This window comes from Bacillus sp. RC51 (assembly GCF_044908115.1).
GTDB lineage: Bacteria > Bacillota > Bacilli > Bacillales > Bacillaceae_G > Bacillus_A > Bacillus_A mycoides.
The window spans coordinates 156,632-170,230 of record NZ_JBIYCW010000001.1; the positions used below are offsets into that span (position 1 = coordinate 156,632).

Genomic DNA, 13,599 nt, shown 5'->3' on the forward strand with positions numbered 1-13,599 from the left:
ACAAAATGGGACATGAAGCATTAATCCAGTCTTCGGAGAAGTTAATGCAGTATAATGATGAAGCGAATGTGAAAAAAAGAGAGATGGCTGAATATGATTTTTATAAGGATATGAAGCCATTTGTTGATATTGTAGATGCGGAGTTAGAGATGTGGAAAGAATTAGCTTATAGGTGGATAAAGGAAGAAAGACCTAAGTATATACATGTACAACAAATTGATCAAGTGTATGATAATTTACAAACTAATGTGCTACAATGTTTTGTTAATAAGGGAAAAGGTAAACGTTTCTTTGAAACTCATCAAGCTATTTCGTATACTTTGCAAAATATCGTAGATCAATGTAAATAACAAGAGGGAAAACCCTCTTGTTTTTTTATGCCTCGGTCACTGTTGTAGGTTTTGTTGCACCGTTTATTTCTAATTCACGTATTAATGTTCGGTAATCTGATATGCATATTTTTCCTTCAAGATAACAATGTCTTGCAAAGTCTAACAGTTCATTCGAATTTTCTGTGTAATACCCCTTTTTTTGAGAAAACGCTTGTTTTAAATCCCCTAATACCATGTTGATTCCTCCCCCATGAGAATCTTCTTCCTTATTATCATAGCATGGAAGGGTTTACTTTCTAATTTTTTTAAAAATTTAAACTTCCGACAAAAACAGACAGGTACTCCGTCACACATTTTATTTTATAGGTACATATTCTATATGTAGAAACTTATGCCAAGGAGGAGAGAATGCATGTTTCAACAACCTAATGTATATCAGCAAGCAAATCCATATGCACAGCAAAATATGTACCAATATAATGAGGATACATATTTGCGATATAATATGTATCCTTTCGAGCCTCATTATGGAAACCAAAATTATTATCAACCATTTGAAGTGTCTTTTGGGAATCAACCGCAGCAAGCGCATATGAATCAACCGCAACAAGCATATACGAATCAACCACAGCAAGCGCATATGAATCAACCGCAACAACCGCACATGAATCAGTCGCAACAGGCGTATATGAATCAACCGCAACAACCGCACATGGATCAGCCGCAGCAAATGTATACGAATCAACCACAGCAAGCGTATATGAATTCACAAAACTACATGTCGCCAGCTCAATATGTAAATCAACAAGCTATGTTTTATCCACCAAAACAACCATATCCAACGATGAATAAACAAAAGCAACAGCAACAGCAACCAAGTCAGTTTTCTAGTTTTGTTTCACAATTTAAATCATCAGATGGTAACTACGATGTAAATAAAATGATGAACACAGCTGGACAAATGATGAACGCGATGAATCAAGTAACAGGGATTGTTAAGCAAGTCGGGGGCTTTTTTGGTAAATAATAGTAGGGGGTTGTCTATAATAGGTATTACGTATGAATTTGGATACTAGACAAATTTCCATGAAATAAATGGGTATATATAACAAGCGGCTTTACCCCCTCGCTCATATTGTAAAGTGTAGTCAGATTTTTTTAATGAGAGAGGAGAGAAAAAACTATGCATCATTGTCATCCTTGCTTTGGAGGGCATAAGCCTGTAGGACCTATTTGTACGACAGCTCCTGTCATTCATCCAACAAAACAATGCGTAACACATTCTTTTTCAACAACGGTGGTGCCACACATTTTTCCAACCCATACAACGCATGTTCATCATCAACAAATTAAAAATCAAAGCTTCTTCCCACAAACAAACTCGAACGTAAACGTTGTAGATCCTGGGGATCCAGGATTCGGCGGAGGATGTGGACCATGCGGTCATGGCCATCATCACCATGGGCATCAAATATCACCATTTGGACCAGGACCGAATGTATCACCATTTGGACCAGGACCGAACGTATCACCATTTGGACCAGGACCGAATGTATCACCATTTGGACCAAATATCGGACCAAACGTTGGTGGAATGTTTAAAAAGTAAATGATATGTTAGAACTAGCGAAATGCTAGTTCTTTTTTTGTAATTGGAGTGTTGATATGAAGGTTGTTGCTGTAACAGGATATAAGCCGTTTGAACTTGGAATATTTAAAAATGATCATCCAGGAGTAGAGTGTATAAAAAAGGCGCTGCGTCGTAAATTAACTGTTTTTGTAGAAGAAGGCTTGGAATGGGTTATTATTAGCGGCCAGTTAGGAGTAGAGCTATGGGCTGCTGAAGTTGTTTTTGAAATTCAAGTAGAATATCCAGATTTAAAATTAGCGGTATTTACTCCTTTTTTAGAACAAGAAGAAAATTGGAAGGAAGATAACCGTGAATATTACGAATTTATTCTTTCGCAAGCAGATCACATTGATAGTATTACGAAACGGAAGTACGAAAGCCCAGAGCAATTTAAATTAAAGAATCAGTTTTTTATTGAAAAAAGCGATGCACTTTTAGCTGTATATGATGAAGAAAAGTCTGGGAGCCCTAAATATATTGTAGAAGCAGCTAAGAAAAAAGGAGAAATAGAAAATTATCACAGTTATTTTATTCTTTTTTCTGATTTACAAGATATAATGGAAGAGGAACAGTGGAATAATGCAGAGTAATATGTAATATAGTACTCGTATATTTGATTGACAAAAGGCATTGTTTCTGAAAAAATTTAGTTAATGAAAGCTTTGGCAAAAATTAGAGGTGAAGAAAATGATTTCGGATAAAATTAAATTAACAGCGAAAGATATTTTAGAAAAAGAATTTAAAACAGGTATGAGAGGTTATCAACAAGAAGAAGTAGATAAGTTTCTTGATATGATTATTAAAGATTATGAAGCTTTTCATAAGGAATTTGATCAATTAAAACAACAAAACGTTCGTTTGAAACGTGAATTAGAAGAGCAGAAAGTAGCGGCAACACAAGTTCCGCAACAACCGGTACAAACACCAGTTGCACAACCAGTGTATAACAATACGAATACGGATATTTTAAAACGTCTATCTAATTTAGAAAAAGCTGTATTTGGAAGTAAGTTATACGAATAAATTAAGGTAACAAAAAGGTTAAAGTATTTTACATAGAAAAAAACATTGCAAAATCTTTTTGTTTCCACTATACTAATGTTTGTCATAACGTTTGGGTAATCGCTGCAACGCCAACGTTGTAGAGGAAAGTCCATGCTCGCACGGCCTGAGATGGCTGTAGTGTTCGTGCCTAGCCAAGTCATAAGCTAGGGTATTCTGGCTGCAAGGCTGGTTTAACGGCAGGGAAAAAACCTAAGTCCTTTCGGATATGGTTTGACTACCTTTAAAGTGCCACAGTGACGAAGTCCTTGAAGAAATGATAGGAGTGGAACGAGGTAAACCCCACGAGCGAGAAACCCAAATAATGGTAGGGGAATCTTTTCCAAGGAAATGAACGACGGAAAAGGACAGGTTTTCGTAACCTGTAGATAGATGATTACCACCGGAGTACGAGGCGTGGGCCGTTTGCAGTACAAAGGAACAGAACATGGCTTACAGAACGTTATGAACCAACTATGAAATAACTCAGCTCTCCTTTGTTAGAGGAGGGCTTTTTATTTGTATGAAGTTATAAGTTGTGAGTTAAAATGGTAAATGAGAATATTCTTCGTAATATGTGATAATTAATAGGAAAACATGTTATTAATTATTGTTTGATTATACATAAGAGGTGAATGCAAATGGGAAAAGTTACTTTAATTGCAACAGCGGCAATGGGTATTGAAGCGTTAGTTGCCCGAGAAGTTCGCGATCTTGGTTATGAATGTGAAGTGGAAAACGGAAAGGTAACGTTTGAAGCGGATGAAAAAGCGATTTGTCGTACGAATTTATGGTTACGTACTGCAGACCGTGTGAAAATTAAAGTCGGCGAATTTAAAGCAACAACATTCGATGAGTTATTTGAAAAAACAAAAGCGTTAAATTGGGGAGATTATATTCCAGAGAATGGAGAATTTCCCGTTATTGGGAAATCTTTGAAATCAACATTATTTAGCGTTTCAGACTGCCAACGTATCGTTAAAAAGGCTGTTGTTGAGAAATTAAAAACAACGTATAGACGCACAACTTGGTTTGAAGAAGATGGACCGTTATTCCGTATTGAAATTGCAATGCTCAAGGATATTGCGACGTTAACAATCGATGCGAGTGGTGTAGGTCTTCATAAACGTGGATACCGTCTTGAGCAAGGTGAAGCGCCTTTAAAAGAAACATTAGCTGCGTCTTTAATTAAGTTAACAAACTGGAAGGCGGATCGTCCTTTCGTTGATCCTTTCTGTGGGTCTGGTACAATTCCAATTGAAGCTGCATTAATTGGACAAAATATCGCACCAGGATTTAACCGAGGCTTTGCATCGGATGAATGGGGCTGGGTTGGTAAACAAAATTGGCGCGAAGCTCGTCAAGAAGCTGAAGATTTAGCTAATTATAATCAACCATTGCAAATCATTGGATCAGATATCGATCACCGTATGATAAGAGTTGCCCAAGATAACGCAGAAGAAGTTGGATTAGGGGATCTTATATCATTTAAACAAATGCAAGTAAAAGATTTCACGACAAAAGAGGAATATGGCTATGTTGTAACGAATCCTCCATACGGAGAACGTTTAAGTGAAAGAGCGCTTGTTGAAAAATTATATAAAGAAATGGGAGAGGTATTCCGCCCATTAGATACGTGGTCAATGTATTTATTAACAAGTTATGAAGCATTTGAGAAATGTTATGGGAAAGATGCATCGAAAAAGCGTAAACTGTTTAACGGATTTATCCGTACAGATTACTATCAATACTTCGGAAAGCGTCCACCGCGTAATTCATAGTATAAAACTCCTCCAGCACGCATATACTGGCTATTATGTAATGCGTAAAGGAGGAAGTGATATGGATAGTTTCCAATTCTCGATGATTCAAAAAGCTATTCACCGTACGTATGATGAGCTCGGAAAAGAAGTGGATAGTCAAGGTGCAATTGTAGAGGGAATACAAAAAGCGCAGGAAGAATATTTGTCAGCTCTTTCACATGAAACAGCGATTGATAAACGTTATTTAAGGTCATTAATATAGAAAAAAATTTTCCTTTTTCGAAAGGAAAATTTTTTTTCGTGTATTTCTATGTATTGTAACAGGGGAAAGTGGCTGCACACATGTGAGTAGCAGTTGCTATATCTTTTTATAGAAAAACTGTTTGGTTGGAGGCTAAGGATGTTTACTGAGAATAGGTTACCATTTGAAGTAGGAAAACAAGATAATTTTTATGATAAGTTGAATGAGTGGATTGGAGATGTGTTTTACGACATTCTTCCGGAAAAAGGTTTTGAAGAGCGTGATGAACAGATTTTTATGGCGTTTCAGTTAGAGCGCGCTTTCCAAGAGAAGAAAGTTATGTTTGCAGAAGCAGGTGTAGGAACAGGGAAAACAATTGTATATCTTCTATATGCAATTTGTTATGCACGTTATACAGGGAAGCCGGCTATTATCGCTTGTGCAGATGAAACGTTAATTGAGCAGCTTGTGAAAGAAGAAGGAGACATTGCTAAGTTATCTGAAGCATTAGGGCTATCTGTTGATGTTAGACTTGCGAAGTCAATGGATAATTATTTATGTTTACGTAAACTTGAAGATGTTATGAGTGGACGAGCTCCAGAAGTAATTGAAGATGTATATTACGAATTACCTCAGTTCGTATTCGATCATGGTACGATGCAGAACTTTACTCACTATGGTGATCGAAAAGAATTTCCACTGTTAAATGACGAGGAATGGTCAAAGGTAAACTGGGATTACTTCCAAGATTGCTTCACTTGTGATTCTCGTCATCGTTGTGGTCAAACTCTTTCGCGCGAGCATTATCGTAAAGCGGCAGATTTAATCATTTGTTCTCAAGATTTCTATATGGATCATATTTGGACGTACGAAGCTCGCAAACGTGAAGGACAAATTCCGTTATTACCAGAAAGTAGCTGCGTTGTATTCGATGAAGGGCATCTTGTAGAATATGCAGCTCAAAAAGCTTTAACGTACCGTTTAAAACAAACGATGATGGAGCAACTTTTAACGAGATTATTACAAAATGATATTCGTGAAGAGTTCGCACATTTAGTAGAAGAAACAATTTGGCAAACTGAACAATTCTTTGGGGTACTACAAGAGAATAAAAAGGAAATTGAAGGTTCTGATCGTTTAGAAATTACTGTGACAGAAAAGGTAACTGCAGAAGCGAAAAGACTTTATGCGAAAATCGGTGAAGTCGGTGATGCATTAGTATTTGAAAGTGAAATGCATACAGTAAACACATACGATTTAAATATTGTTGATGAGCATTTAGATGTGTTAGAGCATTCACTTCGTCTTTTCATGCACGAGAAAAATGTAATTACGTGGGGTGAAGAAGGCGATGGTGCTTTCACGTTAGTTATTATGCCGCGTGCAGTTGAAGAAGTGTTACAAGAAAAAGTATTCTCGAAGAAGATTCCATATATTTTCTCTTCTGCGACATTATCTGACAATGATTCGTTCGCATTTACTGCAAATAGTCTAGGGGTAAAAGATTACTTATCATTCTCAGTTGCTTCGCCGTTTGATTATGAAGAGCAAATGACAGTAAACTTACTTCCGTATACGAAAGAAAATGAATGGGAAAGAAAGTGTCAATATACACTTGAAAATATACAAAAAACAAATGGACGTACACTCGTATTATTCCGTACAACGCAAGAACTTGCAGCGTTTAAAGAATATGTAAGTAAAGAGCAAATGTCAGTGCCGTTCCTATATGAAGGAGATCAAGAAATTAGTCAGCTCGTTTCTCGTTTCCAAAATGAAGAAGAGACTGTACTTTGTGCCGTTCATTTATGGGAAGGTTTAGACATTCCAGGTTCATCATTATCACATGTTATTATTTGGTCATTACCATTCCCTCCAAACGATCCTGTGTTTGAGGCGAAGCGTAAACATGTGAATGATCCATTCTGGGACGTAGATGTGCCTTATATGATTTTACGTCTTCGCCAAGGAATTGGACGTTTAATTCGTACAAGTGAAGATAAAGGTGCTATATCATTATTCTTATCAGATAATGAAGATGAAAAAGTGATAGAAGCAGTGAAGAAAGTACTTCCGGTAGAAGGAAAAGTACTTTAAGCGAAAAAATGTTGTAGGGAAAAGTTTGGCATTTGCCAAGCTTTTTTTCTATTAGAAAAGGAATTTATGTTTCAGTGTCGAAATAAGTTTGAGGTAGAAAAAGGAGGTTTTTTATACTATGACAGTTGCTACATATGAAGTGGAAAAACAATTTTTAACATATGTGAAGAAGATAGAGAATTACGGAGAGGCATTAAGTTTAATGTTTTGGGATTTAAGAACAGGTGCACCAAAGCAAGGAGTAGACCAGCGTTCAGAAGTAATTGGAATGCTTTCATCCGAAGTGTTTGCGATGTCGACTTCAGATGAGATGGGGAACTATTTAACTGAACTAGAATCTTTAATTATTGAAAATAAACTTTCTGAAACGACAAAGAAAATGGTTGAAGAGTGTCGTAAAGAATATGATAGAAATAAGAAAATTCCACAAGCGGAATATGAAGCGTATGTGAAATTAGAAGCGAAAGCGGAAAGTGTATGGGAAGAAGCTCGCGAAAAATCTGACTTCGAAATGTTCCGTCCGTATTTAGAAAAAATTGTTGAATTCAAAAAGAAGTTTATTACATATTGGGGTTACGAAACGTACAAATATAACACGCTATTAGACATGTATGAGCCGGGAATCACAGTAGAAGTGTTAGATCATGTATTTGGTCAACTACGTGAACGTATCGTTCCGCTTGTGAAAGAAATTTCTGAGTCTAAAAAAGAGTTGAAAACAAATGCTTTAGCTGAACATTTTTCAAAAGAAAAACAAAAGAATTTTACTTTAGAGTTATTAAAACAATTGAACTATAACTTTGAAGCGGGTCGTCTTGATGAAACGGTACATCCTTTTGAAATTACATTAAATAGAGGGGATGTTCGTATTACGACTCGTTACGATGAGAAAGACTTCCGTATGGCTGTTTTCGGCACGATTCATGAATGTGGTCATGCTGTATATGAACAAAATATTGCAGAGAAATTTGAAGGTACACCGCTATGTAGTGGAACTTCTATGGGTATTCATGAGTCACAATCATTATTCTTTGAGAACTTTATCGGTCGTAATAAATCATTCTGGAAGAAAAATTATGATTTATTAAAAGAGTATAGCGATGGTCAATTCAATGATATATCAGTAGATGAGTTTTATGATGCGATTAACGAATCGAAGCCATCGTTTATTCGTATAGAAGCAGATGAGCTTACATATCCGCTTCACGTCATGGTTCGTTATGAACTTGAGAAAGAATTATTTGATGGTACATTACAAGTGAAGGATTTGCCATCGGCTTGGAATGATAAGATGGAAGCATATTTAGGAATTCGTCCGGAAAACGATGCACAAGGTGTATTGCAAGATGTTCACTGGGCTGGTGGTTCATTTGGATACTTCCCATCCTATGCGCTTGGTTATATGTATGCAGCGCAATTTAAACATAGGATGCTAAAGGATATTCCAAACTTTGATGCATTATTAGAAGAAGGAAACGTGACACCAATTCGTGAATGGTTAACAGAGAATATTCACCAATATGGAAAAACGAAAAAACCACTTGAAATTTTAAAAGATGTGACAGGTGAAGGTTTAAATGCAAACTACTTAGCTGATTATTTAGAAGCTAAATATAAAGAGATTTATGAGTTATAAAACAGGAGCTGCTTAATTGCAGCTTTTTTTTATGAGGGGGTGAGAGAAATGGGCTATATGTTTACAGTAATGTCGCAAGCGGAAGCAGAAGAAATTGCATACAACTGGCATTATGAAGGGGAGTATTCCTTTTATGATATAGAGGCAGATGAAGAAGATTTAGCTGAGTTTTTAGAGGATGAGAGTAGAGGGAATCATACATTTTCTGTGAAGGAAAATGGTACTCTCATTGGTTTCTTTAGTTTTAGTAACATAAATAATCAAACAGTTGATATAGGACTTGGAATGAGACCTGATATAACAGGCAATGGATTAGGTTTACAGTTCGTAAAAGCTGGATTAGATTTTAGTAAAGAAAAATACGGATGCAATTATATAACACTATCAGTAGCGACATTTAATGAAAGAGCGATTAAAGTGTATAAAAGAGCAGGATTCGAAGCTGTTGGAACGTTTATACAGAAAACAAATGGTAGTTGTTTTGAGTTTTTGAAAATGAATTATATATGTGAAAATGATTAAAAAACAGAGGAGAGCTTCTGTTTTTTTATTTTGATGTAGAAATAAATGATGTTTGTTTTTGTACTTGTTGTAATTAGAAGTTTTGAAATTTTGGAAGAGGATGTGTATGATTGAAGTTTAGTAGCAAATAGCAAGTTTAGTAAGGAGAGGTAGTATGATTATAATTAAAACGAAAAATGAAATAGATTTGATGCATGAATCGGGGAAGTTACTAGCTTCTTGTCATAGAGAAATTGCAAAAATGATGAAACCAGGTATCACTACACAAGAAATTGATACGTTTGTTGAAGCATATTTAGAAGAGCATGGTGCCAGATCCGAACAGAAAGGGTATAACGATTATCCATACGCAATATGTGCATCTGTGAACAATGAAATGTGTCATGGGTTTCCAACAGATGTTCCCTTAAGTGAAGGGGATATTGTGACAATTGACATGGTAGTAAACTTAAATGGTGCGCTTTCGGATTCTGCATGGACGTATATAGTTGGAGATAGTTCTGATGAAGCAAAAAGGTTATTGTTAGTAGCAGAGAGTGCTTTATATAAAGGGATTGAGCAAGCAATAAGTGGTAACCATGTTGGAGATATTGGATACGCAATTGAAAGTTATGTAGCCTCTGAAGGGTTTTCTGTTGCAAGAGACTTTACGGGACACGGAATTGGTAAAGAAATTCATGAGGAACCAGCAATTTTTCATTTTGGTAAGCCAAGGCAAGGACCAGAATTACAAGAAGGAATGGTAATTACAATTGAACCTATTGTAAATGCCGGTATGCGATATTCTAAAGTAGATTTAAACGGATGGACTGCACGGACGATGGATGGGAAATTATCTGCACAGTATGAGCATACAATTGCGATTACGAAGGATGGTCCTATCATATTAACGACGTTGTAATATGAAATGTGAAAGTTTGAAAAACTCGAACAAAAATGGTGTTTTCATAAAATTCGTACGTGTTTTTTCGATAAATGCTTTTCAAAGTGAAAAAAGTGCGTTATAATCCTTCTATAAATAAATAAGTTAGCTACACTCATATAATCGCGGGGATATGGCCTGCAAGTTTCTACCGAAGTACCGTAAATACTTTGACTATGAGTGAGGACGAATATATTTGCTTGTTTAGCATTCTTTTTTGCGAAACTCCAAAAGCACGTCTCTCACTTGTAACGAGTGGTGGCGGCTTTTGGAGTTTTTTATTTGCATAAGAGGAGGAACTAACATGAAAGTATTACAAGAAAAGATTTTGAACGAAGGAAAGGTTTTATCTGGTGATGTATTAAAGGTAGATGCATTTTTAAATCATCAAATTGATCCAGTACTTATGCAAGAAATCGGAAAAGAATTTGCTAAGCGTTTTAAAGAAGAGAACATTACAAAAATCGTGACGATTGAATCTTCAGGCATTGCGCCAGCGGTTATGGCTGCTTTAGAGCTTGGTGTAAAAGTAGTTTTTGCAAGAAAGCGTAAATCGTTAACGTTACAAGATAATATGTATGTTGCAAACGTATATTCATTTACAAAACAAGAAACGAACGAGATTTCATTATCTCGAAATCATATTGATGAAAATGATCATGTATTAATTATTGATGACTTTTTAGCAAATGGTCAGGCTGCTTTAGGTTTAATGAGTTTAGTAGAGCAAGCCGGGGCAAGTATTGCGGGAATTGGCATTGTTATTGAAAAAGCATTTCAAGATGGAGGAAAGAAGCTGCGTGAACAGGGTGTTCGTGTTGAATCACTAGCAGAAATTGCATCACTTGATAACGGCACAGTTACATTTGTACAGCAAGAAACTGCGGAGGTGAACTAACGATGAAGCAGCACCCATTTAAAATCGCATCGCTTGGTATGCAGCACATGCTTGCCATGTACGCTGGCGCAATTATTGTTCCTCTTATTGTCGGCGGGGGACTTGGTTTAAATCAACAAGAATTAACGTATTTAGTATCGATTGACTTATTAATGTGCGGCGTAGCAACGATTTTACAAGCATTATCAAATCGCTTTTTCGGTATTGGGCTTCCGGTTGTACTTGGTTGTACATTTACAGCGGTTGGACCGATGATTGCAATTGGTAAACAATACGGCGTGTCCTCTATATATGGAGCAATTATTGCTGCGGGATTATTTGTTGTTATTTTCGCGAAATTATTTGGGAAGCTTGTAAAACTGTTTCCTCCTGTTGTAACAGGATCTGTCGTTACAGTTATTGGGGTTACACTTGTTCCAGCAGCTATTAATGATATGGCTGGAGGAGTTGGAAGTAAAGATTTCGGAAGTCTAGAAAATTTAGCGTTAGCATTTGGTGTTTTATTATTTATCATTATTATGTATCGTTTCTTTGATGGATTTATCCGTTCAATCTCTATATTACTTGGTCTTTTGTTCGGTACAATCGTCGCAGCATTTATGGGGAAAGTAAGCTTGCAAGCGGTTGGAGAGGCAGATTGGTTCCACGGTATTCAGCCGTTTTACTTCGGTACACCAACATTTGAATTAACGCCAATTATTACGATGATTCTCGTTGCTTGCGTAGGAATTGTGGAAGCAACAGGGGTATATTTTGCATTATCTGATATTTGTAATAAGAAGATCGGTGAAAAAGAATTAACAAAAGGTTATCGCGCAGAAGGATTAGCAATGGTTCTAGGTGGTGTTTTTAACGCATTTCCATACACAACATATTCTCAAAACGTAGGACTTGTTCAATTAACTGGAGTAAGAAATCGCGTCATTATCTATACTTGTGGTGGTATGTTAATTGCTCTTGGGTTTATTCCTAAAATCGCAGCCATTACAACAATTATTCCGAAATCAGTACTTGGCGGTGCAATGCTAGCAATGTTCGGCATGGTTATGGCATATGGTATTAAAATGTTAAGCAGTGTTGATTTTGGAAAACAAGAAAATTTATTAATTGTCGCATGTTCTGTCGGAATCGGACTTGGAGTTACAGTTGTTCCAACGTTATTTTCACAGCTTCCGGAAAACATCCGTATTTTAACAGATAACGGAATTGTACTTGGAAGTGCGTCAGCAGTACTTTTAAATATCGTATTTAATATGGTGCCGCATCGCAAAGTAAAAGTAAAAGAAGAACCAGTCTCTATGCAAAGTGCAGTAAGAGAAGCGTAAAAAGCAAGGTCTCATTATGAGACCTTGCTTTTCTTTTTAAGTGGCATCATCTTACCGTACGTACCAAGGCGCCAAATGTATTCAAGTGGCCCATATTGGTAACGTGAAAGCCACCAGCGGCTAATAAAGATTTGTAACGTATAAAAGCCGATGCAAAATAGTGGTCCCACCCATAATGGAGCGGGATAATACTTTTTGAAAAATAGGCCGAATACAAGTAACGTAACAATCGTATGCGTGATGTAATTTGTTAACGCCATTCGTCCGACATATTGGAATGGGCGTAATAATGTTTGCCATCTTTCTTTTTGTAATAAACGCATGAGTGTGAAAATGTAGAATATGAATAATGTTTTTCCACTAAACATTGTAAAGGCCTGCATATAAAATGGTTCATAAGATGGTTTTGATAAGAAGTAACGGACCATGAAGAACCACATTGGTAATGTCAAAATGAACATAATGATTTGCCATTTTTTAAGCTTTGGATCTAACTCTTTCGTGCGGCGGAAAATATCTTTTTTGCCGGCGTATAAACCAAGTAAAAATAGTCCAACTGTTTCTGGGAGCATGAATACATTTAGTCCAATTCCTTCAGAATAAAATGCATGGAAACGATTTTGTATTTGTGACACCCAGTCTTCAAGTGGCATGATCGGTAAGGAAAACCCTAACTCTGCCTTTGGTACTAAGGCAACCACTATACTAGCGATTAGCATGAAAAATTGAAAAATACTTAGTAAAACTAATGCCCATATTAAAATAGTACGAGGCTCTCTCTTATAAAATAACAATAAGAAAAATCCAGCGATGGCATAACTATGTAAGATGTCTCCGTCCCATAAAAGAACGTAATGCAAGAAACCAAATAATAATAAAATGAGCAAGCGACGAACAAATAAAGTTTTTGGGCGATCCGTTTTCGCTTCAGCACGAGTCATAAAAATGTAAAAGCCTAGGCCGAATAAAAACGAAAAGATAGTATAAAACTTTGTTTGAATAAACATATCGTAAAATAGACGGATATAGCTATTTAGCCCCTCATAGACTCCTGAAAGATCACGTGAGTCGATCCCAGCGATAACAGGCCAGTTAACAAGAAAAATACCTAGTACAGCTATTCCTCTAATAATATCGATGGAATGTATCCTCTCGCCTTGTGAAATATTTTGTGTCATTATTTTCCTCCTTG

At 36.4% G+C, this 13,599-nt stretch carries 15 protein-coding genes, 1 other RNA gene and 1 riboswitch; of the genes, 14 read left to right on the plus strand and 2 right to left on the minus strand.

The window, feature by feature from the left end; all coding sequences use genetic code 11:
* Nucleotides 1–5 precede the first annotated feature (5 nt).
* Nucleotides 6–350 carry a YppE family protein gene (locus ABH959_RS00860; protein ID WP_002011864.1) on the plus strand — a complete coding sequence of 115 codons (345 nt, stop codon included), beginning with the start codon at nt 6–8 and terminating at the stop codon, nt 348–350.
* A 25-nt stretch (nt 351–375) separates the two neighbouring features.
* On the opposite strand, the gene ABH959_RS00865 is transcribed toward ABH959_RS00860, so the two are convergent.
* Nucleotides 376–567, minus strand: coding sequence for a YppF family protein (locus tag ABH959_RS00865; protein ID WP_012260642.1), 192 nt, complete (start codon nt 565–567; stop codon nt 376–378).
* Nucleotides 568–744: 177 nt separating this feature from the next.
* Here ABH959_RS00865 and ABH959_RS00870 point away from each other — a divergent pair, with 177 nt between their 5' ends.
* The 13 genes from ABH959_RS00870 (at nt 745) to pbuX (ending at nt 12,407) form a co-directional block, all read left to right on the plus strand.
* Complete coding sequence (locus ABH959_RS00870) at nt 745–1,359, plus strand: YppG family protein (RefSeq protein WP_404492164.1); 615 nt, start codon at nt 745–747, stop codon at nt 1,357–1,359.
* Nucleotides 1,360–1,515: 156 nt separating this feature from the next.
* Nucleotides 1,516–1,941: a CotD family spore coat protein gene (locus ABH959_RS00875; protein WP_002011871.1), complete on the plus strand. Its 426-nt coding sequence runs from the start codon at nt 1,516–1,518 to the stop codon at nt 1,939–1,941.
* A 56-nt stretch (nt 1,942–1,997) separates the two neighbouring features.
* Complete coding sequence (locus tag ABH959_RS00880; protein ID WP_002011870.1) at nt 1,998–2,552, plus strand: SLOG family protein; 555 nt, start codon at nt 1,998–2,000, stop codon at nt 2,550–2,552.
* A 97-nt stretch (nt 2,553–2,649) separates the two neighbouring features.
* A complete protein-coding gene (gene gpsB, locus ABH959_RS00885; protein WP_000622428.1) occupies nt 2,650–2,985 on the plus strand; it encodes a cell division regulator GpsB in 336 nt (111 codons plus the stop codon).
* 87 nt (nt 2,986–3,072) lie between these two features.
* An RNA gene (gene rnpB / locus ABH959_RS00890) (RNase P RNA component class B) lies at nt 3,073–3,464 on the plus strand.
* 180 nt (nt 3,465–3,644) lie between these two features.
* A complete protein-coding gene (locus tag ABH959_RS00895; protein WP_002011868.1) occupies nt 3,645–4,784 on the plus strand; it encodes a THUMP domain-containing class I SAM-dependent RNA methyltransferase in 1,140 nt (379 codons plus the stop codon).
* A 61-nt stretch (nt 4,785–4,845) separates the two neighbouring features.
* Nucleotides 4,846–5,028 carry a DUF3921 family protein gene (locus ABH959_RS00900; protein WP_113937070.1) on the plus strand — a complete coding sequence of 61 codons (183 nt, stop codon included), beginning with the start codon at nt 4,846–4,848 and terminating at the stop codon, nt 5,026–5,028.
* A 138-nt stretch (nt 5,029–5,166) separates the two neighbouring features.
* Nucleotides 5,167–7,104 carry an ATP-dependent DNA helicase gene (locus ABH959_RS00905; RefSeq protein ID WP_002011942.1) on the plus strand — a complete coding sequence of 646 codons (1,938 nt, stop codon included), beginning with the start codon at nt 5,167–5,169 and terminating at the stop codon, nt 7,102–7,104.
* Between the two features lie 118 nt (nt 7,105–7,222).
* Nucleotides 7,223–8,740 (plus strand): carboxypeptidase, encoded by a 1,518-nt coding sequence (gene ypwA / locus ABH959_RS00910; RefSeq protein WP_113937071.1) that lies wholly within the window; start codon nt 7,223–7,225, stop codon nt 8,738–8,740.
* 48 nt (nt 8,741–8,788) lie between these two features.
* Nucleotides 8,789–9,262 (plus strand): GNAT family N-acetyltransferase, encoded by a 474-nt coding sequence (locus ABH959_RS00915; protein ID WP_113937072.1) that lies wholly within the window; start codon nt 8,789–8,791, stop codon nt 9,260–9,262.
* Nucleotides 9,263–9,416: 154 nt separating this feature from the next.
* Entirely contained in the window at nt 9,417–10,163 is a 747-nt protein-coding gene (locus ABH959_RS00920; protein ID WP_113937073.1) for a type I methionyl aminopeptidase, read from the plus strand.
* A 116-nt stretch (nt 10,164–10,279) separates the two neighbouring features.
* A riboswitch (purine riboswitch) is annotated at nt 10,280–10,381 on the plus strand.
* A gap of 107 nt (nt 10,382–10,488) precedes the next feature.
* Nucleotides 10,489–11,082 carry a xanthine phosphoribosyltransferase gene (locus ABH959_RS00925; RefSeq protein WP_002086571.1) on the plus strand — a complete coding sequence of 198 codons (594 nt, stop codon included), beginning with the start codon at nt 10,489–10,491 and terminating at the stop codon, nt 11,080–11,082.
* 2 nt (nt 11,083–11,084) lie between these two features.
* The gene (gene pbuX, locus ABH959_RS00930) at nt 11,085–12,407 is read left to right on the plus strand and encodes a xanthine permease PbuX (protein WP_113937074.1); all 1,323 of its coding nucleotides are present in this window, start codon (nt 11,085–11,087) and stop codon (nt 12,405–12,407) included.
* Nucleotides 12,408–12,421: 14 nt separating this feature from the next.
* Here pbuX and ABH959_RS00935 read toward each other — a convergent pair whose 3' ends face one another.
* Entirely contained in the window at nt 12,422–13,585 is a 1,164-nt protein-coding gene (locus ABH959_RS00935; RefSeq protein WP_113937075.1) for a DUF418 domain-containing protein, read from the minus strand.
* Between the last annotated feature and the right edge of the window lie 14 nt (nt 13,586–13,599).